The organism is Mycobacterium bourgelatii, from assembly GCF_010723575.1.
Taxonomy (GTDB): Bacteria; Actinomycetota; Actinomycetes; order Mycobacteriales; family Mycobacteriaceae; genus Mycobacterium; species Mycobacterium bourgelatii.
On record NZ_BLKZ01000002.1, the window covers coordinates 974999 to 995939 of the forward strand.

Below are 20941 nucleotides of genomic sequence, written 5' to 3' on the forward strand. Positions count from 1 at the left end.
AGCAGGGAATAAGTGGACCGCGGTCCGGTTATACCGGTATCCCACGAATGAGGAGGTCGATATGCCTGCCATAACTGCCGATACGCTCACGTTGCCGCGCGTCACCCCGCCCAGTCCTGGCGAAACCGAACGTCCAGTGCGGTCGATAACCACCGGTCCCAAAGGCTATGAAGGCTTGGGTTTCCCGGTGGTTCGTGCCTTCGCCGGCGTCAGCGCCGCTGCCCTGGACCCGTTCATACACATGGACCAGATGGGGGAGGTGGAATACCAGCCCGGTGAGCCCCGGGGCACCGACTGGCATCCACACCGTGGCTTCGAAACCGTCACTTACATGATCGATGGAACGTTCGCGCACCAGGACTCCCACGGTGGTGGCGGCCTGATTACCGACGGTGCGACGCAGTGGATGACAGCGGGATCGGGGATTTTACATATCGAGACACCGCCTGTCGAGATGGTAAATCGCGGCGGGATTTTCCATGGAATTCAGTTGTGGGTGAACCTGCCCAAGCGCGACAAGATCGCCCAACCGCGATACCAAGCCATCGAAGGTGCCGACGTAAGTTTGCTCGCCTCCGACGACGGTGGCGCGCTGGTAAGGGTCATCGCTGGGGAGATTGGCAACCATCGCGGTCCCGGTGTCACCCACACGCCGATCACCATGGCGCACGCCACCCTCGAAAGCGGTGCGCGACTTAACATTCCGTGGCGCCGCGACTTCAACGCACTGGTTTACGTGTTGTCCGGAGCGGGATCAGTCGGCGCGGACGGCCACCCGATAAAGCAGGGTCAGCTGGCCGTTCTTGGGGCTGGAGACCGGATCGATGTCGTTGCTGGTGGCTCGACTTTCGACGTCTTGCTGCTGGGTGGCCAACCAATTCGGGAGCCGGTTTTTCACTGCGGTCCGTTCGTGATGAACACCCGGGCAGAGATTATCCAAGCGCTAGAGGATTATCACAGCGGTAAATTTGGCACTCTGCCGCCTGATGCGCTAGCGCCCGCCCGTGGTGGTGGCACACTTTATTAATGGCGTTACCTGCGAGCCGGGGGCCAGGGCGTCCCCCGGCGGCAAAAGCAGACGAAACGCGGAGGCGCATCGTAGCCGCCGCGCGTCAAGTATTCAGCGAACGTGGTTATGACGGGGCGACGTTCCAAGCCATCGCGTTGCGCGCGGACCTGACCCGGCCGGCGATCAATCACTACTTCTCCAGCAAGCGACTGCTCTATCGCGAGGTGGCCGATCAGACCAATGAAGTCCTGATGGCGGAGACCATCGAACGGGCCCAGCGCGAGGCGACCTTGATGGGGCGGTTGACGGTGTTCATCGAGCACGCGATGAGCGCCAACTCCGAACATCCGGCGGCGTCGGCGTTCCTGGTAACCCATGTCCTGGAATCGCAACGTCACCCGGAATTGAGCGGCGACGAAGATGAAGCCGTGGTGCGCTGCCGCGAGTTTTTGACGTGGGTGGTCACCGACGGCATCAAGAACGGTGAGGTCAGATCCGACATCGATGTCGAGGCGTTGGTGGAGGCGTTGCTCGTGGTGCTGTGCGGCGTCGGGTTCTACGCCGGTTATCTCGAAGGTGCCGAAAAGATGGCGGCCCTGACCGGCGTGTTGCGGCAGCTGATGGCCGGCGCGCTGTGGCACTCCGACGCCTGATTCTTTCCGTCCACCGGCTGAGTGACGTGGCCCACAGATAGCATAGGTTGCCTAAGTTATTAGGTAACATGGCGCCAAATGACTGAGTTCGACCAGCCCGTTGTGCCGCCACTTTCTTCCCAAGTTTCGCTGCGCTCCGACGGCGACACCTGGTCCATCACGGAAAGCGTCGGTGCCACCGCGCTGGCCGTCGCCGCCTCCCGAGCGGTCGAAACGGCCGGACCCGATCCGCTGATTCGCGACGAATTCGCCCGGATCCTCGTGTCCGAGGCGGGTCCCGCCTGGGAACGGCTGGCCGACCCCAGCATCGCTTGGCTCGACGACGATGAGCGGGCGCAACGCCTGCACCGCGCGGGCTGCGATTACCAGGCGGTGCGGACGCACTTTTTCGACGAGTACTGCGCCGCCGTCACCACCGCCGGCATCCGGCAGGTGGTGATCCTCGCGTCCGGACTCGACACCCGGGCCTACCGCCTGAACTGGCCGACGGGCACCGTGGTTTACGAACTCGACCAGCCGAAAGTGCTGGAATACAAGGCCCATGTGCTTCAGTCGCACGGCGCGCTTCCCGCCGCCCAGCGACATGCCGTTGCGGTCGACCTGCGGGACGACTGGCCCGCCGCCCTGGCGCACGCCGGGTTTGACCGCAATCGACCCACGGCCTGGCTGGCCGAAGGCCTGCTCGGCTACCTGCCCAGCGACGCGCAAGACCGGCTCTTGGAAATGTGCACCCTGCTCAGCGCCCCCGGCAGCCAAATGGCGACCGAGGTGTTCGTGATGAAGTTGAACGGCAATGAGCAGCGCTGGAACCGGATGCGACGCCTGGGCCTTGACATCAACATCGAGGCGTTGACCTACCACGAGCCGGACCGTTCGGACCCGGCGCAATGGCTGGCCCAGCACGGCTGGCAGGTGAGCAGCGTCAGCAACTGGGACCTGATGGCCGAACTGGGTCGGCCGATACCAGAAGACCTCATCGAGGAGGCCGTCACCACAACGCTGGTGCAAGCCAGCCTGGGCGGATCCAACTCCTCGTTTGGCAGAGCCATCTAGCAGGACATTTAGCAGCGATTCACTAAGAAGCGGAGCACCCGATGAGCACACTGCGCACCCACGACGACACCTGGGACATCCGGACCAGCGTCGGCACCACTGCGGTCATGGTGGCGGCCGCTCGCGCCGTCGAAACTGAGCAACCCGACCCACTGATCCGGGATCCCTACGCCAAATTGCTCGTCACCAATGCCCAGGCGGGCGTCCTTTGGGAGGCCATGCTCGATCCGGACATGGTGGCCAAGGTCGACGAATTGGACGCCGAGGCCGCCGCGATGATCCGGCACATGCGCGGCTACCAAGCCGTGCGGACCCACTTCTTCGACACCTTCTTCCGGAACGCCGCCGACGCCGGAATCCGGCAGATCGTGATCCTGGCCTCGGGTTTGGATTCGCGCGCCTATCGGCTGGACTGGCCCGCGGGCACCACCGTGTACGAAATCGACCAGCCGCAAGTCCTCGACTACAAGTCGACCACCCTCGCCGACCACGGTGTGACACCATCCGCGGACCGGCGCGAGGTCGCCATCGACCTGCGCCAGGACTGGCCGGCCGCCCTGCGCGATGCGGGCTTCGACCCGACGGTGCCGACGGCATGGCTGGCCGAAGGTCTGCTGATGTACCTGCCCGCTGAGGCGCAAGACAAGTTGTTCACCCAGATTGGCGAGCTGAGCGCGCCGGGCAGCCGCGTCGCCGCCGAAACCGCTGCCAACCAGGCCGATGATCGACGTCAGCAGATGCGCGAGCGGTTTCGGCAGATCGCCGAGCAACTTGGCTACGAAGAAACGATCGACGTGGGCGAGCTGATGTACCGCGACGAAAACCGGGCCCGGGTCTCCGACTGGCTCAACGACCACGGCTGGCGCGCCACGGCGCAAACCTCCACAGACGAGATGCGGCGACTGGGCCGCTGGGTCGAAGAAGTCCCGATGGCCGACGACAAGGACGCGTTCTCCGAGTTCGTGACGGCGGAGCGGCTGTAGTGGCGCGCACCGCGGACGACTCCTGGGACATCGCAACCAGCGTCGGAGCGACCGCGGTGATGGTCGCCTTGGCCCGCGCCGCCGAAACGGCCAGCGCCGACCCGCTGATCCGGGACGAGTACGCCGAGCTGCTGGTTTCCACGCCGGAACTGGCGGGCGTCCGGGACCAGGTAGCGGCTTGGTGGGCGCCCGAGCCCGACAGCGGGGATGGCGACCTGGACGCGCACGTCGACGCCCAGCAGATGATCAACTACCAGGCCGTGCGCACGCACTTCTTCGACGCCTTCTTCACCGACGCCGCCGCGGCCGGGGTGCGGCAGGTGGTCATCCTGGCCGCGGGGCTGGATTCGCGCGCCTACCGGCTGGACTGGCCGGCCGGCACCACGGTGTACGAGATCGATCTGCCCAAAGTGCTGGAGTACAAGTCGCAGACGCTTGCCGCGCACGGGGCCAAGTCGACCGCCGTCCGGCGGGCGGTGGCCGTCGATCTGCGTCACGATTGGCCGCAAGCGCTGCGGGACAACGGCTTTGATGTCACCCAGTCCACGGCGTGGCTGGCCGAAGGATTGCTGCCGTTTCTGCCCGGACCGGCGCAGGAAGCCATGTTCGCCTCCATCGACACGATCAGCGCCCCGGGCAGCCGGGTGGCCGTGGAAATGTTCGGGGTGGACGAGGCGCGACGCAAAGAGGCCGAACAGACTTGGGCCAGGTTGCGTGCCAAGCGCGCGGCGCGCGGCGAAGACACTTCGTTCAACCCGTTCGAACTCTGGTTCGACGACGAGGGCCGCCCGGACCCGGTCGACTGGTTTGCCGCGCACGGTTGGGACACCCGTTCGGTGAGTGCGCGCGACGAGGCAGTGCGGCTCGGCAGGCCGCCGCAGGCCGATGATCGGCCGTTTGCGAACAGCTTCGTGACGGCGAACAAAGCCTGACGTCCTAATCTTTCCGGTTGCCGTCCTACTGCTGATTCCTAGAGATGACTAGGATCGCGGTAACACCGATAGGCGGCCGCACGCGAACTGCGATGGGCACCTCGGGAAGGAAGGACAACGATGACCACCGATTCCCTACCCAAAGCCGCACCCACCAACGGTGAGGCTCCGTCAACAGACGTCCCGGCAACGGTCGCGCGCCTGCGCAAGACCTTCGCGTCGGGACGTACCCGCAGCATCGAGTGGCGCAAGCGGCAGCTACTTGCGCTGGCGCAGTTGATGGAGGAGAACGAGGACGCGATCAGCAAGGCGCTCGCCGAAGACCTGGACCGCAACCGGGTGGAGGCGTTCATCGCCGACATCGCCACCACGGCCGGCGAAGCCAAGTACGCGGCCAAGCGGGTGAAGCGGTGGACGCGGCGCAAGTACCTGCTGCTCGAGGCCCCGCAGCTGCCCGGTCGCGGCTGGGTGGAGTACGAGCCCTACGGCACGGTGCTGATCATCGGCGCCTGGAATTACCCGTTCTACCTGACGCTCGGACCGGCTGTGGGCGCGCTTGCCGCCGGGAACGCAGTCATTCTGAAGCCGTCGGAGATGGCTCCCGCCTCGGCGCGCCTGATGGCCGAACTGGTTCCGCGGTACCTGGACAAGGACGCGGTCGCGGTGATCGAAGGCGACGGCGCGGTGAGCCAGGAACTCATTGCCCAGGGTCTGGACCGGGTCATGTTCACCGGCGGCACCGAGATCGGCCGCAAGGTCTACGAAGGTGCGGCCCCGCACCTGACTCCGGTCACGCTGGAGCTCGGCGGCAAGAGCCCGGTGATCGTGGCGGCCGACGCTGACGTCGACGTCGCGGCCAAGCGGATCGCCTGGATCAAGATCATGAATGCCGGTCAGACCTGCGTCGCGCCCGATTATGTGTTGGCGCACGAGTCGATCCGTGACGAACTGGTGAGCAAGATGGGCGAGGCCCTCGCCAGGTACCGGTCCGGAGAAAACCCGAAGGGACTGCGCATCGTCAACCAGCGCCAGTTCGACCGGTTGTGCGGCTACCTCAAGGAGGCCGAAGCCGAGGTGAAGAACGGCGGCAAAGCCAAGATCGCCGTGGGCGGCCAGTGCGACCCGGAGACCCTGCGCATACAGCCGACCGTCGTCGTCGATCCGGACGTGAACGGTCCGCTGATGCAGAACGAGATCTTCGGGCCGATCCTGCCCGTGCTCACGGTCAAGTCGCTCGATGACGCAATCAACTTCATCAACTCGCGGCCCAAACCGTTGTCGGCCTACGTGTTCACCAAGTCGAAGGAGACCCGCGAGCGGGTGATCAAGGAGGTCCCGGCGGGCGGCATGCTGGTCAACCACCTGGCCTTCCAGGTGTCGACGGCCAAGCTACCGTTCGGCGGCGTCGGCGACTCCGGCATTGGCGCCTACCACGGCAAGTGGGGATTCGAGGAGTTCAGTCACCGCAAGTCGGTGCTGACCAAGCCGACGCGGCCGGACTTCTCCAAGATCATCTACCCGCCCTACACCGAGCGCGCCTTCAAGCTGGCCCGTCGGCTGTTCTAGCCTGACGGCTATCTCATCGGCCCGGCCAGCACCGGGCCGTCCACACCGTGTAAGTCAACCGCGTCAACAGACTGCAAGTTAGAGAGGAACCTGATGCCCGGAGTGCAGGATCGCGTCATCGTAGTTACCGGAGCAGGCGGAGGGTTGGGCCGCGAATACGCCCTCACTCTCGCCAAAGAGGGCGCCAGCGTCATCGTCAACGACCTCGGCGGTGCCCGCGACGGTACGGGCGCCGGGTCCGCGATGGCCGATCAGGTGGTCGCCGAGATCCGTGACGCCGGTGGTCGCGCCGCTCCTAACTACGACAACGTGGCCACCGAGGAGGGCGCGGCCAACATCATCAAGACGGCGCTGGACGAGTTCGGTGCCGTGCACGGTGTGGTGAGCAACGCCGGTATCTTGCGCGACGGCACCTTCCACAAGATGACCTACGAGAACTGGGACGCCGTGTTGAAGGTGCACCTGTACGGCGGGTACAACGTCCTGCGCGCCGCCTGGCCGCACTTCCGGGAGCAGAGTTTCGGGCGCGTCGTCGTCGCCACCTCGACCAGTGGGCTGTTCGGCAACTTCGGCCAATCCAACTACGGGGCGGCCAAGCTCGGCCTGGTCGGCCTGATCAACACGCTGGCGCTCGAAGGGGCCAAGTACAACATTCACTCCAACGCCGTCGCCCCGATCGCCGCCACCCGGATGACCGAGGACATCATGCCCAAGGAGGTGCTCGAGAAGCTGACGCCGGAATTCGTCGCACCGGTGGTGGCCTACCTGTGCACCGAGGAAAACCCGGACAGTGGGTCGGTGTTCATTGTCGGTGGCGGCAAGGTGCAGCGCACCGCCCTGTTCCAGAACGAGGGCGTCAACTTCGACAACCCGCCGTCGGTGCAGGACGTCGCGGAGCACTGGGGCGAGATCACCGACCTGTCGGCCGCGACCAAAGCTGGATTCAAACTGTAGTTCTCGGCAGAAAGCTCTTGTGCGTCAATGAAAGCTTCTGTTGTACAAGAGCTTTCCGGCCCGTCCGGCATCGTCTACGCCGAGATCGACGACGTCCCCGATGACGATGAGCACGTCGTCATCAACGTGCGCGCGGCGGGGGTGTGCTTTCCGGATTTGCTGCTCAGCAAGGGCGAATACCAGCTGAAGTTGCCCCCGCCGTTCGTCCCCGGCATGGAATGCGCCGGCGTCGTCCGGTCAGCGCCGCCGGATTCGGGATTCCGGGTGGGAGAACGGGTTTCGGCCTTCGGGGTGCTCGGCTGCTATGCGGAGCAGGTGGCCGTGCCGGTGTCCAATGTGGTCCGCAGCCCACCGGAACTCGACGATGCCGAAGCGGTGTCGTTGCTGGTCAACTACAACACCATGTACTTCGGCCTGGCCCACCGGGCGAAGATGCAGACGGGCGACAAGGTGCTGGTGCTGGGCGCCGCCGGCGGGGTCGGCACTGCGGCCATTCAGATCGCCAAGGCCATGGGCGCCGGCAAGGTGATCGCGGTGGTGCACCGAGAGGGCGCGGTCGACTACGTCTCGTCCCTGGGTGCGGACGTCGTGCTGCCGCTGACCGACGGCTGGGCCGACCAGGTGCTCAAGCACACCGACGGTTGGGGAGTGGACATCGTCGTCGACCCGATTGGCGGACCCAGCTTCGATGACGCCGTCCGGGTGCTGGCCATCGACGGCAAGTTGTTGGTGATCGGTTTTGCCGCCGGCAGCATCCCCACTCTGACCGTGAACCGGTTGCTGTTGCGCAACATCAGCGTGGTGGGCGTCGCCTGGGGTGAATACCTCAACAAGATCCCGGGTTCGGCCGCCATATTCTCTTCGCGGCTAAACCAATTGGTGTATCTCGGGCTCAGACCGCCTCCGCCGCAACGTTATCCGTTGTCCGAAGCGCGGGAAGCGTTGCAGAGCCTGGACGATGGCGGTGTGCTGGGCAAGCTGGTGCTGGAGCCCTGAGCGGAGCCCGGCTAGTTCGCCGTTAGCCGATTCCGAGTATCGCCTCGATCGTGTTGAGGATGACGATGAATTGGAAGCCGGCTGCTAGCGTGACGATCGCCGTGTCGGCAGCCACGGGAGCGACGAGTGCGTAGGCGAGCCCGCCCGCGATGTCGCCCTCCATCATCTGCGCCACGCCGTCGAGGAACAGGTTGATGTCGTAGGAGGGCATCGTAGTCACGAGCGCGTTCCCGATGTCCAGGGTCGGAAGGAACAACGCGTAGGCGTTCGACGTCGCATTCGTGAACGCGTTGGTGATGTTCGTGTTCGCCGACTGTATGGAACGGATGACGTCGGTCGCCGAGGTCGGCGCCGCGGATAGCACGCTGGTAGCGGCCGTGCTGCCCGATCCGAGGAACGACGTGAGCGTAGCGGGCAGGCTTTCGGCAGACGGAGTCATTCCGGTGATGTCGGCCATCATGTTGGTGAAGCCCTGCTGCGTTCCGTTGGCCAGCATGCCGGCGACCTGAACGTAATCCACGTCCGGGAACAACCCGAACGGGGTGGGCTCGTTGGCCGGTCCGGTCGGGTAGCCGAAGTTCGGGTCGCCGTAGCCCAAGTTGACCAGGATCCGCATGTTGGGCTCGAGGAGGCTGTTGAGCGGGCCGCCGATGATCGGAATCGCCTTGATCGGCGCCATGATCGGCAGGTCCGGGTGGGTGATCATGTAGTAGTTGGTTTCCCCCACGCCGGTAAGTGATTCGGAGCCCGGCAAGGTGACGACGTCGTAGCCGGGGGGCAGGTTGTTGATGTCGAGGCTCGGGTACTTGCCGTGGATGGTCTGGATGCCCAGGAAGGCGTTCAGGTCCGACAGGAAGTTGAGCGGGTAGCGGGGGAAGCTGGCGAATCCGTCGTATTGCAGCGTGTAGATGTTCGTCGGGTACGGAGTGTCGGGCGGGGTCGCGCCATAGAAGTCCAACCCCAGGCTCGGCAGACTCAGCCCCGGGAAGCGCGCGAGCAGGCCGCCATTGGGATTCATCGGGTTGCCGAGCAGCGTGAAGCCGAGCTGGTCTGGTGCTGGTGGCGTGGGGTTGAGCAGCGGGTTCATCAGGTTTCGCATTTCCAGCGATGCGATGATCGCGCTCTGCGAATAGCCGAGAACGGCGACGCTCTGAACGCCGACCGGCGGGTTGGCCAGTGTGTTCTTGATGTTGAAGTCGAGGATTTGGATGCCCTGACTTACCGAGGTGTTCAGCGGCAAGCTCTTGATGCCGGTGTAGATCGGCTGCAGCCCCTCGGGGGTGAACAGGGGTAGGAAGTTCCCCGGGTTCACGGTGAATGCTTCGCGGACGTAGCGAAGCACCTGGTCCACATAGGTTGCCGACGGTATCGGGGTACCGCTACCGCCGATGATCCAGGCGAAGGTGTCGCCAAGCAAAGCGGTCTGTGCCGGTGCCGCGGCTCCCGATGCGCCAGCCAGCAGCTGTTGGCTAGCCGCCTCGGCCTGGGTGTACGCGTTGGCCCCGGCGGTGAGCGCCTGGACGAACGCGCTGTGGTAGGCCTCTGCCTGTTGGACGAGGCCCTGGTACTCCTGGCCGAATGCGCCGAACAGGTTCGAAATGGCGGCTGATACCTCGTCGGCGGCGGCTGCCACCAATCCGGTGGTCGGACCCGCGGCCGTCGCGCTGGCTTCTGCGATCGCCGTTTGGATCCCGGCCAGGTTCTCGGCGGCGAGGGTCATCAGCTGCGGTTGGGTTGCTAGGAACGACATCGTCTAACCCCTTCACGGGCAGGGAATTTCGTTTTCGCGTTGAGCCGCTCGCGCCCAATATGAGCGCGAACACTAGTCAGACTAGAACTCTGTCGCGCTTAACATGTGAAAATCCGATGAATAACCCAACTGTGTTCCGGCGCAGGTCCGAAGCAGCCTGCGCATGTCCGGCTGCGGTTACGCAAAGAGCGCCTGGAGGTCTTGGACGTTGTTCGCTAAAGCCTCGACGAGAACGAGGAACTCGACCCCGCCCGCGATCGAGGCCAGCCCCAGGTCGGCCACCAGGGGATATGCGAAGGCGTTGACCAGGTTGCCCGCGGCGAGTTGCGTCAGGAAGAGCTGCGTGTTGTACAGCGGCAGCGTGGTCACCAGGGAGAGCAGGATATCCGCGGTGGGCAGGAGCACGCCGTAGTCGGTCGAGATGATCGACGCCGCAGTATTGACGATCTTTTCCGGAGTGGGGAGCTGCACCGCAGTGTTCGCAAAGCCCGTCTGCGACGGCAGGGCGAAGGTCGGCAGGGTGACCGGTTGCGAGGCCAGCGCTTGCATGTCCCGGGTGAAGTCCGCGACCCCCTGCTGGCCCGCGGCGACCAAAGCATCGCCGATGACCTGCGGGGGAATGTCCGGAAGGAAACCGAACGGCGTCGGCACGTCGGCGTAGCTGGTTGAGAAGCCGTAATTGGGGTCGCCGTAGCCGAGGTTGACGAGCACCTTGGCGGTCGGCTGGAACAGGTTGGCCAGGGGATTGCCGATGACGGGGACGGCCCGCAGCGGCTCCAACAGTGGCAGGTTCTCGGTGCGAATCACGTAATAGGTGGTGTTGCCGGTGTAGCCCGGAGAGGTAGGCAGCTGCAGTGCGCCATCGATTTGGGCCGGGGTCAGGTCCAGGTAGGTGGTGTGGACGTAAACGATGCCCATGATTGCGTTGAGATCGGCGAGCAGGTTGATCGGGTAGCGCGGGAAGTCGGCGAAGCCGTCGTACTCCAGCGTGTAGTTGGCTACCGGGTAGATCGTGTCTGCAGGCGTCGCACCGTAGAACGTCAGCCCCAGGCTCGCCAGAGACAAACCGGGGAAGCGGGAGAGCATGCCACCGTTGGGGTTCATCTCGTTGCCGGTGAGCACAAAGTTGAGCATGCTGGGATCGGGTGGCGTCGCACCGAAGATCGAGGTGCCGGCGGCGATGTTGCGCATCAACAGCGACGAGATGATGGCACTCTGCGAAATGCCGAAGACGGTCACCGAATTGCCCTGGGTGACGATCTGGTCGTAGAGGGTGTTCTCCAAAATCGTTATGCCCTCTTGCACCGAGGTGTCCAGCGGCATGCTGCGCACACCGGTGATCGGGTACAACTGCTCGGGCGTCACCAGCGACTGCAGCGTCATCGCGGAACGGACATAGAGGTTGTTCGCCTTTGTGACGAACGATTGCGACGGTATGGGGACTCCTGTGCCGCCGATGAAGATCGAAACATCGTTTGCGGGGAACGGCGGGACGACGCCGGGCTGCAAGTTCGGCGGCGTATAGGACGTCAAGCCCAGCAACTGTTGCAGGCTGGTGGCGATGTTGGCCTCGGCGCTCGCGTAGGCGTTCGCCGCACTGGTGAGCGACTGCTGGAATTGGGTGTGATATGCGTGCACCTGCGCGAACGCCGACTGGAACTCTTGGCCGTAGCGACCGAACGCTTCCGCGATGGCGGTGGACACCTCGTCGGCGGCCGCCGAAGCGATACCCGATATCTCGCTTGCCGCAGCGGAATTGGCGGTGGCGAGCGCCGAACCAATTCCTTCGATGTTCGTGGCGACACCGGCAAGCGCTTGGGGCTCGGCGATCAAAAACGACATCGACACAATCCTCTCGGACCGCTGGGGGGACGGGCCCCGTCTTGGCAGTTTGCGCAAGCGTAAATCGGGGGTGGCCCCGCTGTCTCGGTAGACCCGCGAGAAGGCGCGTTATCTGAACAACGGCCCCGATTTGTCAATCCAGCAGTGTGCTGCGGAGCCTGTCGACGGCGTCCTCCGTGACACCCGCGTCGCGCAGGTAACCGTCGAGCGATCCGTAGTGCTGGTCGATGGTTTGCCAAGAGGCTTCGAGGTATTCCGCACGCACGCCGAGCACCCCGTCGGACAACCGAGCCTTGGTGAACGTCTCCACCTCTTCGGTCAATTCCACATCGGCGCGCTGCTGAATCATCTCGGTGAGCCGGGCGCGCAGTTGCGGCACGGCCTCATTGCTGCGCAGGTAGTCGGCGATGATCAGGTCGCGGTCCACCCCGACGGCTTCCAGCACCGTCGCGACAACGAAGCCGGTGCGATCCTTACCCGCGAAGCAGTGCGTGAGCACCGGGCGCCCAGCCGCCAGCAAGGTGAACACTCGATGCACCGCGCGTTGCGCTCCGTTGCGCGTGGGGAATTCGCGATATTCGTCGGTCATGTAGCGGACGGCGGTCGCGTTGATGGCCTCTTCCGACTGGTCGGCCTCGCCGTTGGCGCCCTCCATCATCAGCTTCTTGAACGCCGATTCGTGCGGTGCTTCCTCATCGGTGCCGCTGTCGCTCTCGCCGAGATCGGGGAACGGCAACCGATGGATTTCAATGCCGTCGGGCACCCGTCCCGGTCCGCGCCGGGCAACCTCGCGGGCCGCGCGCAGGTCGGCGACGTCGGTGATGCCCAGCCGACGCAGGGTCTCGCGACCGTCGTCGTCCAGGCTGCTCAGTTCGCTGGACCGGAACAGCCGCCCGGGCCGTAACGCGCCGGTGCCGTCGGCAACGTCACGAAAGTTCCACGCTCCGGCCAGGTTTCGGGCGGCCATGTCAGGTGACCGCCGCGGCGAACGGAGACTTCTCGCGGCCGAGCTCGGCGCGGGCGATGGTTCGCATGTGCACCTCGTCGGGGCCGTCGAAAATCCGCATGGCTCGATGCCAGCCGTACAGCCGGGCCAGCACGGTGTCGTCGCTGACGCCGGCGGCCCCGTGCAGCTGGATGGCGCGGTCGATGACGTCGCAGGCCACCTTCGGTGCGACCGCCTTGATCTGGGACACCAGCAGGTGCGCCGCCTTGTTGCCGTGCTGGTCGATCGTCCAGGCGGCCTTCTCGCACAGCAACCTGGCCTGGTCAATCTCGTTGCGGCTCTTGGCAATCGCCTCGCGGACCACGCCCTGCTCGGAGAGCGGCCGGCCGAAGGCGACCCGGTTCTGCGCCCGGTCCACCATCATCGCCAGCGCGCGTTCGGCCCCACCGAGGGCGCGCATGCAGTGGTGGATGCGGCCCGGGCCCAGCCGGGCCTGGGCGATCGCGAAGCCACTGCCCTCCTCGCCGAGCAGGTTGGTCACCGGTACCCGGACGTTGTCGTAGATGATCTCGCAGTGCCCGTGCTGGTCCTGCCAGCCGAACACCGTTGTCGACCGCACGACCGTGACCCCGGGGGTGTCGATCGGAACCAGGACCATCGACTGCTGCTGGTGACTCGCCGCATCGGGATTGGTGCGGCCCATGACGATGAGGATCTTGCAGCGCGGGTCCGCCGCGCCGGAGGTCCACCACTTGCGGCCGTTGATGACGTAGTCGCCGCCGTCACGCACGATCGACGTCTCGATGTTGCGGGCGTCGCTGCTGGCAACGGCCGGTTCGGTCATGGAGAAGGCGCTGCGGATCTCACCGTTCAGCAGCGGCTCCAGCCACTGCTTGCGCTGCTCCTCGGTGGCGAACAGGTGCAGCGTTTCCATGTTGCCGGTGTCCGGGGCCGCGCAGTTGATCGCCTCGGGCGCGATCTCGAGGCTCCAGCCGGTCAGCTCGGCCAGCGGGGCGTATTCCAGGTTGGTCAGCCCCGACACCGCGGGCAGGAACAGGTTCCACAGTCCGGCCGCCTTGGCTTTGGTCTTCAACTCCTCGACGACCGGCGGAACGGTGTGGTCGTCGTGGCCCGCCTGCCGGCGGTACTTTTCGTATTCGGCTTCGGCCGGAAAGACGTATTCCGTCATGAAGTCGGTCAACCGCTGCTGATAGTCGATGGCCTTGGGCGACATCGCAAAGTCCATTCCGCCACGATATGACACCCGCTTGGGCGCCCCACGGGCGAGCGCGCACGAGCAGACGCAAACTCGTATGCGAGAGGGTCGATTTATACGATTTTGTGTCTGCTCGCCGTAGGTTCGGGTCATGACCGAGTCTCGCCCGCCATTTCCTCCGTTCACCCTTGAGACCGCGCTGCAGAAGGTCCAGGCCGCGGAGGACGCGTGGAATACCTGCGATCCCGAGCGCGTCAGCCTGGCCTACACGGTCGACTCGGAATGGCGAAACCGCGACGAGCACGTCGTCGGTAGAGAAGAGATAGTGGCGTTCCTGACTCGCAAGTGGCAACGCGAGCTCGACTACTCGCTACGCAAGAGTTTGTGGTGCTTCCACGACAACCGCATCGCGGTGCGGTTTCAGTACGAAAGCCACGACCAGAACGGCCAGTGGTACCGCAGCTACGGCAATGAACTTTGGGAATTCACCCCAAGCGGGTTAATGTCACGCCGCGAAGCAAGTATCAACGATGTGCCGATCGCTGAGACCGAGCGGCGGTACTTCGGAGCTCGACCTGCAGCGGAGCATGGCCGAGAAATATCTCTTTGGTAGTGCAGCAGTGTACAGAAAGTAGACATACGCGCCATGACAGATGCGCAAAACAACGCCTTGCGGGTCGGGGTGGTGGCCGAATCCGGACCGGACGAGCGGCGCGTTGCGCTGGTACCGAAGGCGGTCGCGTCGCTGGTCAGCAGTGGTGTCGCGGTCGTTGTCGAGGCCGGTGCAGGGGAGGGGGCGCTGCTTCCCGACGCGCTCTACACCGACGCGGGTGCCACGATCGGGGACGCATGGAGCGCCGACATCGTCGTCAAGGTCGCCCCGCCCAACGCCGAAGAAGTCGGCCGGCTGCGCAGCGGGCAGACGCTGATCGGCTTCCTCGCACCGCGCAACGCCGAGAACTCCATCGGCGCACTGAAGCAGGCCGGCGTGCAGGCCTTCGCCCTGGAGGCCATCCCGCGTATCTCCCGGGCCCAGGTGATGGACGCTTTGTCGTCGCAAGCCAACGTGGCCGGCTATAAGGCGGTACTCCTGGCGGCGTCGGAGCTGACCCGGTTCTTCCCGATGTTGACGACGGCGGCGGGCACGGTGAAGCCCGCCACGGTGCTGGTGCTCGGCGTCGGCGTGGCCGGGCTGCAGGCGTTGGCGACGGCCAAGCGGCTGGGCGCCCGGACCACCGGCTACGACGTGCGGCCCGAGGTGGCCGACCAGGTGCGCTCGGTGGGCGCGCAGTGGCTCGATGTCGGCATAGACGCCGCCGGTGAGGGCGGGTACGCCCGAGAGCTCACCGAAGAAGAGCGCGCCCAGCAGCAGCAGGCGCTGGAAAAGGCGATCAGCGGCTTCGACGTGGTGATCACCACCGCGCTGGTGCCGGGCCGGCCGGCACCGAGGCTGGTGACCGCTGCGGCGGTAGAGGCCATGAAGCCCGGCAGCGTGGTGGTCGACCTGGCCGGCGAGACCGGCGGCAACTGCGAGCTGACCGAACCGGGCAAGACGGTGGTCAAGCACGACGTCACCATCGCCTCACCGCTGAACCTGCCGGCGACGATGCCGGAGCACGCCAGCGAGCTGTACAGCAAGAACATCACTGCGCTGCTGGACCTGTTGATCAAGGACGGCAAACTGGCCCCGGACTTCGACGACGAAGTCATCGCGGAATCGTGTGTGACCCGCCAAAAGTCGGAGAAGGACTCCTAGAGATGTACGACGAACTTCTAGCTAACCTGGCGATTCTCATCCTGTCCGGCTTCGTCGGATTTGCGGTGATCTCCAAGGTGCCCAACACGCTGCACACCCCGCTGATGTCGGGCACCAACGCCATCCACGGCATCGTGGTGCTCGGTGCCTTGGTGGTATTCGGCCGGGTCGAGAACCCCTCGTTGGCCGTGCAGATCATCCTGTTTGTGGCCGTGGTGTTCGGCACGTTGAACGTCATCGGCGGCTTCATCGTCACCGACCGCATGCTGGGCATGTTCAAGGGCAAGAAGAAGCCCCTGCCGGCCGCCAAGGCCGACGAGAAGGAGGCGATTGCCAAATGAACTACTTGGTGATCAGCCTCTACATCCTCGCCTTCTCGCTGTTCATCTACGGTTTGATGGGCCTGACGGGACCCAAGACCGCGGTGCGCGGAAACCTGATCGCCGCGGTCGGCATGGCCATCGCCGTCGGGGCCACGCTGGTCATGATCAGGAACACCACCCAGTGGCCGCTGATCATCGCGGGCCTGGTGGTGGGTGTCGTGCTCGGGGTGCCGCCCGCGCGGCTGACCAAGATGACCGCGATGCCGCAGCTGGTGGCGTTCTTCAACGGTGTCGGTGGCGGCACCGTCGCCCTCATCGCGTTGTCGGAGTTCATTCAGACGTCCGGCTTCTCCGACTTCCAGCACGGTGAATCGCCGACCGTGCACATCGTGGTCGCTTCGCTGTTCGCCGCGATCATCGGTTCGATCTCGTTCTGGGGCTCGATCATCGCGTTCGGCAAGCTGCAGGAGATCATCTCCGGCGCGCCGATCGGCTTCGGTAAATTGCAGCAACCGGTAAACCTGCTGCTGCTGGCCGGGGCCGTGGCGGCCGCGGTGTACATCGGCGTGAACGCGCATCCCGGCACCGGGGGAGCACCGTTGTGGTGGATGATCGGACTGCTGGCCGCGGCGGGTGTGCTGGGCCTGATGGTGGTGCTGCCGATCGGCGGCGCCGACATGCCCGTCGTCATCTCCCTGCTGAACGCGATGACCGGCCTCTCGGCCGCGGCGGCCGGGTTGGCGTTGAACAACACCGCCATGATCGTGGCCGGCATGATCGTCGGCGCGTCCGGCTCGATCCTGACCAACCTGATGGCCAAGGCGATGAACCGCTCGATCCCGGCCATCGTCGCCGGTGGTTTCGGTGGCGGCGGCGTGGCCCCCAGCGGCGATGGTGGCGGCGACAAGCACGTCAAGTCCACCTCGGCGGCGGACGCCGCGATTCAGATGGCCTACGCCAACCAGGTGATCGTGGTGCCGGGCTACGGCCTGGCCGTCGCGCAGGCGCAGCACGCGGTGAAGGACATGGCGTCGCTGCTCGAGGACAAGGGTGTGACGGTGAAGTACGCCATCCACCCGGTGGCCGGCCGGATGCCCGGGCACATGAACGTGCTGCTGGCCGAGGCCGAGGTCGACTACGACGCCATGAAGGACATGGACGACATCAACGACGAGTTCGCGCGTACCGACGTCGCGATCGTCATCGGCGCCAACGACGTCACCAACCCCGCGGCCCGTAACGATTCATCCAGCCCGATCTACGGCATGCCGATCCTCAACGTGGACAAGGCCAAGTCGGTGATTGTGCTCAAGCGGTCGATGAACTCGGGATTCGCGGGCATCGACAACCCGCTGTTCTACGGCGAGGGCACCACGATGCTGTTCGGCGACGCGAAGAAATCGGTGACCGAGGTCGCTGAGGAGTTGAAGGCTCTCTAGGTATCTCTGGACCCGCTAGCTCGCTAGCGGGTCACGGCCACTAAAGGTCTAAACGGGCGGGTAGGACGGCGGCGGATAGCCGTTGCCGGACTCGACGCCCCGCAGGCCCCAGGTGAGGTATCCGAAGAAGAACTCGATTTCGTCGCTCACGTCGTAGTCAGGGCTCGGGTCCATGGGGCTCCCACCTTTGCGCTCGTCATCGTTTCGCGACGTACTCCGTTACCAAGTCTAATCACATCGGCGTCGGTGCAACAGGCTGCGGCGGCCTTGCATAAACTGAACAACCAGTTGATTGGTAGAGGCAGTTAGCGAGTAACGGATGGCATCTGAAACCGGGCTCTCCCGCCGTGAGGAGTTGCTGGCCGTCGCGACCAAGCTGTTCGCGGCACGTGGGTATCACGGAACGCGGATGGACGACGTTGCCGACGTGGTCGGCTTGAACAAGGCGACGGTCTACCACTACTACGCCAGCAAATCGCTGATCCTCTTCGACATTTATCGCCAGGCGGCCGAAGGCACGCTGGCCGCCCTGCACGACGACCCGTCCTGGACGGCGCGCGAGGCGCTGTACCAATACACGGCGCGACTGCTGGTCGGTATCGCGGACAATCCGGAGCGCGCGGCCGTGTACTTCCAGGAGCAGCCCTACATCACCGAGTGGTTCACGCCCGAACAGGTGGCAGAGGTCCGGGAGAAGGAAGCCCAGGTCTACGAGCACGTGCACGGCGTGATCGACCGCGGGATCGCCAGTGGCGAGTTCTATGAGTGCGACTCCCACGTGGTGGCGCTGGGCTACATCGGGATGACGTTAGGCAGCTACCGCTGGCTGCGCCCGCACGGACGGCGCACCGCCGAGGAGATTGCCGCCGAGTTCAGTAAGGCGCTGCTGCGCGGGTTGATCCGCGACGAGACGATTCGAACGACGTCGCCGCTGGGTTCCTGAACCCGCAGGGCTCACCAGTCGATGGGCGGGATGATGTGCAGAGCGTCGCCCAGGCTGCCGCTGAGCAGCGACAGCAATGTCACCTGTTGCTGGCCGAAGTTGATGTTCAGCCCTGGGTTGGTCGAGGGGATCCACGGATAGACGTCCGGGAAGTGCTCCGGACCCCACAATCCGATATCTACGCCGAGTCCCACCGCGGCGCCGTAGGGCCCCAGCAAGCTCCCGGTGAGCAGGTAGTAGCCCACCGTGAGCGGGTTGGGAATGTTGAGCAGCGCGGCTGGGGTCGAGATGTCCGCGTACATGCCGGTGGGTCCGTAGTCGGAGTAACCCAGGTCGACCATCACCCGGAGCACCGGCTGGAAGATGTCGGCGACGACCGGGCCGGCGAATGGGATGTTGCGGATCGGCTGCAACAGAGGCAGATCCTGCGTCAGCAACATGTAGTACGACGTGTTGCCGGCGTAGCCCGGGGACGTGGGTAGCGGAACCGCGTTGGCCAGGTCGGCCGCCGTCAGGTCCGTCACGCCGCCGTGCACGAAGAAGTAACCCATGATGGCGTTGATGTCGGACAGGATGTTGAGCGGATACTGCGGCGTGTGGCCGATGCCGTCGTATTGAAGCGTGTAGATGTGCGTCTCGTACGGAGTGTTCGCCAAGGTCCCGCCGTTGAACGAAACGTCGAGGAACGGGATGTAGAAGCCCGGGAAGCGTGCCAGCAGGCCGCCGACGGGATTGTTGCCGCTGGCCACCATCACAAAGGCGAGGTCATTCGGGTTGGGGAAGCCCGCCGCCGCAAGACTTTCGATGTAGTTGCTGATGATCGAGGCGCTCTGCGAGTAGCCGAAGACGGCGACGCTGTTATTGGCGAGCAGTTCGGTGTGGACCGCCTGATCGAGCAGCTGCATGCCCTTGGTGATGGACTGGGTGAACGTCATGTTGCCGAGATCCGGTGTGACGGGCCAGAACTGTTCGGGCGTGAACAATCCCTTCGGGATGGCGCCCGGGAACAGCGTCTGGATGAACCGGGTGTTGATGTCGTTGATGTACCCGCTGGACGGCTTCGGGTTGTTGGTGCCGCCCATGATCAGCGCGGTTATGTTGCCCACCAGGTTCAGGCTTTGCGGCGGGGCGCCAAGGGCGACGGCGCCACCGCCACCGGGGACCGCCGCGGGGGCCGCGGCGCCGTTCAAGAACGCTTGGATGGGCGCGTTGATCGAGTTGAGCGCGGTCGATACCCGGGCCGCGTTGGCCGCTTCGGCCTGCGCGTAGGCGTTGCTCGCGGCGGCCAGCGCCTGGGTGAACTGACTCTCGAAGAGGCCGGCCTGTTTGACCACCGCCTGGTATTCCTGCGCGTAGGCGTTGAAAAACGCCGCAGCCAGGGCGGATACCTCATCTTCGGCCGCTGCCAGCAGGCCGGTTGTCCGGGCTGCGGCCGCAGCGTTGGCCGCGTTGACGGCCGCCGCGATGCCCTGCACGTCGGTGGCTGCGGACGCCAGCAACTCAGGGGCAGCAACTACGTACGACATTTCCCCGTCCTCCCCCACCCGCTAATCCGCTACCGCGGGTATTAGGTAATGCCGAGAGACTAAAACGGCCCCGCCGGTACGTCCGGCATTTCGACAATCTTCTTAGGTAACGGTTCGGAGGTGCTTGTCGAGAAAGGAGATTTGGTCGGCGATCACGCGCTCGAAAGCCTCGCCGACATAGATGTCGAAATGGCCTTCGGGATAGGTCTTTACCTCGCCGCGGGGGGCTTGGGCGGCATATCGCAGCGTTGGGCCGGCCGGCGCCACCGAGTCGGTCTCGCACACCCAGAACAGGATTGGACAACGGACCTGCTTGGCGCTGCGGCCCGGACGGTAGGTGCTGAGTTTCAGTCCGAAACGGGCCGCGACCTCGTTGCGCATCGTGGCGCCGGCCGGGCCTTCGGGCACCAATCGCAGGTAACCGGGGTAGGCATCCGGTGCGGTCATCAACCCCAAGTCGCCCGGCTTGGCTGCGGTCGGGATCATCACCGGTGGCTTGCCGGCGTGAGCCCCGATGAGGTCGCGCACCGCCCGCGCCGTGATGCGCGCGACGGTCACCGGGCTGATCGCGCGCAGGGAAGCGACGCTGTCGGTGAACGGACACTGCGACACCACCGCGGCGATGCCAGGCAGCCGCGCCGCCGTGGCGATGACATGGCCTCCGCTAAAAGACGTTCCCCACAAGGTGATTCGGCTCTTGTCGACGCCGGGGAGGGTGTGTGCGTAGGCGACGGCCGCGGACCAGTCCTCGAGCTGCATCTTGATGTCGAGCAGCTGGCGCGGCTGCCCTTCGCTGTCGCCGAAGTTGCGGTAGTCGAACACCAGGCAGGCGTAGCCGGCCGCGCTGAACCTCTCGGCGTAGGCGTCCAACCGCATGGTTTTCACGGCGCCCAGGCCGTGTGCCATCACCAGCACGGGGACTGGGCCATCGCTCGTCGGCCGGTAGAACCAGGCGCTGATCCGGTCTTTACCGGAGGCGCCAACGGTGAAGGTGACGTCCTCACGTACGGCCATGGGCCAACCATAGTGCGGCTCGATCGGCCGAAAAATCATG

20 protein-coding genes are annotated in these 20941 nt (G+C 65.0%); 13 read left to right on the forward strand and 7 right to left on the reverse strand.

Translation table 11 applies throughout. The features are described from left to right. Positions 1-61 precede the first annotated feature (61 nt). The 8 genes from G6N68_RS29500 to G6N68_RS29535 all read left to right on the forward strand — a co-directional run bounded on the left by G6N68_RS29500 (position 62) and on the right by G6N68_RS29535 (position 8146). Entirely contained in the window at positions 62-1027 is a 966-nt protein-coding gene (locus G6N68_RS29500) for a pirin family protein (protein WP_163719708.1), read from the forward strand. Then, entirely contained in the window at positions 1027-1662 is a 636-nt protein-coding gene (locus tag G6N68_RS29505; protein ID WP_163719710.1) for a TetR/AcrR family transcriptional regulator, read from the forward strand. Before G6N68_RS29500 ends, G6N68_RS29505 begins: the two co-directional genes overlap by 1 nt. Before the next feature lie 78 nt (positions 1663-1740). Continuing rightward, complete coding sequence (locus G6N68_RS29510; protein ID WP_163719712.1) at positions 1741-2715, forward strand: class I SAM-dependent methyltransferase; 975 nt, start codon at positions 1741-1743, stop codon at positions 2713-2715. Between the two features lie 41 nt (positions 2716-2756). After that, positions 2757-3698 (forward strand): class I SAM-dependent methyltransferase, encoded by a 942-nt coding sequence (locus G6N68_RS29515; protein ID WP_163719714.1) that lies wholly within the window; start codon positions 2757-2759, stop codon positions 3696-3698. A gap of 59 nt (positions 3699-3757) precedes the next feature. Further along, positions 3758-4630, forward strand: coding sequence for an SAM-dependent methyltransferase (locus G6N68_RS29520; protein ID WP_240356039.1), 873 nt, complete (start codon positions 3758-3760; stop codon positions 4628-4630). 120 nt (positions 4631-4750) lie between these two features. Continuing rightward, positions 4751-6196: an aldehyde dehydrogenase family protein gene (locus G6N68_RS29525; protein ID WP_163719719.1), complete on the forward strand. Its 1446-nt coding sequence runs from the start codon at positions 4751-4753 to the stop codon at positions 6194-6196. Between the two features lie 93 nt (positions 6197-6289). Beyond that, positions 6290-7150: an SDR family oxidoreductase gene (locus tag G6N68_RS29530; RefSeq protein WP_163719721.1), complete on the forward strand. Its 861-nt coding sequence runs from the start codon at positions 6290-6292 to the stop codon at positions 7148-7150. A 27-nt stretch (positions 7151-7177) separates the two neighbouring features. Beyond that, a complete protein-coding gene (locus tag G6N68_RS29535; protein WP_163719723.1) occupies positions 7178-8146 on the forward strand; it encodes an NADPH:quinone oxidoreductase family protein in 969 nt (322 codons plus the stop codon). A gap of 22 nt (positions 8147-8168) precedes the next feature. Here G6N68_RS29535 and G6N68_RS29540 read toward each other — a convergent pair whose 3' ends face one another. The 4 genes from G6N68_RS29540 to G6N68_RS29555 form a co-directional block, all read right to left on the reverse strand. Beyond that, on the reverse strand, positions 8169-9896 hold the full coding sequence (locus tag G6N68_RS29540; protein ID WP_163719725.1) for a PE-PPE domain-containing protein: 1728 nt from the start codon (positions 9894-9896) through the stop codon (positions 8169-8171). A gap of 177 nt (positions 9897-10073) precedes the next feature. Next, entirely contained in the window at positions 10074-11738 is a 1665-nt protein-coding gene (locus tag G6N68_RS29545; RefSeq protein ID WP_205351553.1) for a PE family protein, read from the reverse strand. 133 nt (positions 11739-11871) lie between these two features. Continuing rightward, positions 11872-12705, reverse strand: a complete 834-nt coding sequence (locus tag G6N68_RS29550; RefSeq protein WP_163719727.1) for a tyrosine-protein phosphatase — start codon at positions 12703-12705, stop codon at positions 11872-11874. Position 12706: 1 nt separating this feature from the next. Further along, positions 12707-13918: an acyl-CoA dehydrogenase family protein gene (locus tag G6N68_RS29555; protein WP_163720075.1), complete on the reverse strand. Its 1212-nt coding sequence runs from the start codon at positions 13916-13918 to the stop codon at positions 12707-12709. Between the two features lie 133 nt (positions 13919-14051). Between G6N68_RS29555 and G6N68_RS29560 the strand changes: the two genes are divergently transcribed. Genes G6N68_RS29560 through G6N68_RS29575 form a run of 4 tightly spaced genes read left to right on the forward strand, consistent with a single transcriptional unit; the run spans position 14052 to position 17418 of the window. After that, entirely contained in the window at positions 14052-14513 is a 462-nt protein-coding gene (locus G6N68_RS29560) for a nuclear transport factor 2 family protein (RefSeq protein WP_163719729.1), read from the forward strand. Between the two features lie 33 nt (positions 14514-14546). Next, positions 14547-15656, forward strand: coding sequence for a Re/Si-specific NAD(P)(+) transhydrogenase subunit alpha (locus tag G6N68_RS29565; protein WP_163719731.1), 1110 nt, complete (start codon positions 14547-14549; stop codon positions 15654-15656). A 2-nt stretch (positions 15657-15658) separates the two neighbouring features. Next, on the forward strand, positions 15659-15997 hold the full coding sequence (locus tag G6N68_RS29570) for an NAD(P) transhydrogenase subunit alpha part 2 (RefSeq protein ID WP_163719732.1): 339 nt from the start codon (positions 15659-15661) through the stop codon (positions 15995-15997). Next, positions 15994-17418 (forward strand): NAD(P)(+) transhydrogenase (Re/Si-specific) subunit beta, encoded by a 1425-nt coding sequence (locus G6N68_RS29575; RefSeq protein WP_163719734.1) that lies wholly within the window; start codon positions 15994-15996, stop codon positions 17416-17418. The genes G6N68_RS29570 and G6N68_RS29575 overlap by 4 nt, the downstream gene beginning before the upstream one ends. 48 nt (positions 17419-17466) lie before the next feature. Here G6N68_RS29575 and G6N68_RS29580 read toward each other — a convergent pair whose 3' ends face one another. Continuing rightward, positions 17467-17592 (reverse strand): hypothetical protein, encoded by a 126-nt coding sequence (locus tag G6N68_RS29580; protein ID WP_163719736.1) that lies wholly within the window; start codon positions 17590-17592, stop codon positions 17467-17469. 145 nt (positions 17593-17737) lie between these two features. Between G6N68_RS29580 and G6N68_RS29585 the strand changes: the two genes are divergently transcribed. Continuing rightward, the gene (locus G6N68_RS29585) at positions 17738-18361 is read left to right on the forward strand and encodes a TetR/AcrR family transcriptional regulator (RefSeq protein WP_163719738.1); all 624 of its coding nucleotides are present in this window, start codon (positions 17738-17740) and stop codon (positions 18359-18361) included. A gap of 11 nt (positions 18362-18372) precedes the next feature. Here the strand turns inward: G6N68_RS29585 and G6N68_RS29590 are convergent, their stop codons facing one another. Next, positions 18373-19887: a PE family protein gene (locus tag G6N68_RS29590; protein WP_163719740.1), complete on the reverse strand. Its 1515-nt coding sequence runs from the start codon at positions 19885-19887 to the stop codon at positions 18373-18375. 102 nt (positions 19888-19989) lie between these two features. Further along, positions 19990-20901 (reverse strand): alpha/beta hydrolase, encoded by a 912-nt coding sequence (locus G6N68_RS29595; protein WP_163719742.1) that lies wholly within the window; start codon positions 20899-20901, stop codon positions 19990-19992. Positions 20902-20941: the final 40 nt, after the last annotated feature.

What these genes read in the sequence shown, in the direction of transcription:
- G6N68_RS29505 (WP_163719710.1), top strand. Translation starts at nt 1,027, where the DNA reads ATGGCGTTACCTGCGAGCCGGGGGCCAGGGCGTCCCCCGGCGGCAAAA.
- G6N68_RS29540 (WP_163719725.1), bottom strand. Translation starts at nt 9,896, where the DNA reads ATGTCGTTCCTAGCAACCCAACCGCAGCTGATGACCCTCGCCGCCGAG.
- G6N68_RS29550 (WP_163719727.1), bottom strand. Translation starts at nt 12,705, where the DNA reads ATGGCCGCCCGAAACCTGGCCGGAGCGTGGAACTTTCGTGACGTTGCC.
- G6N68_RS29565 (WP_163719731.1), top strand. Translation starts at nt 14,547, where the DNA reads ATGACAGATGCGCAAAACAACGCCTTGCGGGTCGGGGTGGTGGCCGAA.
- G6N68_RS29520 (WP_240356039.1), top strand. Translation starts at nt 3,758, where the DNA reads ATGGTCGCCTTGGCCCGCGCCGCCGAAACGGCCAGCGCCGACCCGCTG.
- G6N68_RS29535 (WP_163719723.1), top strand. Translation starts at nt 7,178, where the DNA reads ATGAAAGCTTCTGTTGTACAAGAGCTTTCCGGCCCGTCCGGCATCGTC.
- G6N68_RS29515 (WP_163719714.1), top strand. Translation starts at nt 2,757, where the DNA reads ATGAGCACACTGCGCACCCACGACGACACCTGGGACATCCGGACCAGC.
- G6N68_RS29590 (WP_163719740.1), bottom strand. Translation starts at nt 19,887, where the DNA reads ATGTCGTACGTAGTTGCTGCCCCTGAGTTGCTGGCGTCCGCAGCCACC.
- G6N68_RS29595 (WP_163719742.1), bottom strand. Translation starts at nt 20,901, where the DNA reads ATGGCCGTACGTGAGGACGTCACCTTCACCGTTGGCGCCTCCGGTAAA.
- G6N68_RS29500 (WP_163719708.1), top strand. Translation starts at nt 62, where the DNA reads ATGCCTGCCATAACTGCCGATACGCTCACGTTGCCGCGCGTCACCCCG.
- G6N68_RS29530 (WP_163719721.1), top strand. Translation starts at nt 6,290, where the DNA reads ATGCCCGGAGTGCAGGATCGCGTCATCGTAGTTACCGGAGCAGGCGGA.
- G6N68_RS29545 (WP_205351553.1), bottom strand. Translation starts at nt 11,738, where the DNA reads ATGTCGTTTTTGATCGCCGAGCCCCAAGCGCTTGCCGGTGTCGCCACG.
- G6N68_RS29580 (WP_163719736.1), bottom strand. Translation starts at nt 17,592, where the DNA reads ATGGACCCGAGCCCTGACTACGACGTGAGCGACGAAATCGAGTTCTTC.
- G6N68_RS29555 (WP_163720075.1), bottom strand. Translation starts at nt 13,918, where the DNA reads ATGTCGCCCAAGGCCATCGACTATCAGCAGCGGTTGACCGACTTCATG.
- G6N68_RS29570 (WP_163719732.1), top strand. Translation starts at nt 15,659, where the DNA reads ATGTACGACGAACTTCTAGCTAACCTGGCGATTCTCATCCTGTCCGGC.
- G6N68_RS29560 (WP_163719729.1), top strand. Translation starts at nt 14,052, where the DNA reads ATGACCGAGTCTCGCCCGCCATTTCCTCCGTTCACCCTTGAGACCGCG.
- G6N68_RS29575 (WP_163719734.1), top strand. Translation starts at nt 15,994, where the DNA reads ATGAACTACTTGGTGATCAGCCTCTACATCCTCGCCTTCTCGCTGTTC.
- G6N68_RS29510 (WP_163719712.1), top strand. Translation starts at nt 1,741, where the DNA reads ATGACTGAGTTCGACCAGCCCGTTGTGCCGCCACTTTCTTCCCAAGTT.
- G6N68_RS29525 (WP_163719719.1), top strand. Translation starts at nt 4,751, where the DNA reads ATGACCACCGATTCCCTACCCAAAGCCGCACCCACCAACGGTGAGGCT.
- G6N68_RS29585 (WP_163719738.1), top strand. Translation starts at nt 17,738, where the DNA reads ATGGCATCTGAAACCGGGCTCTCCCGCCGTGAGGAGTTGCTGGCCGTC.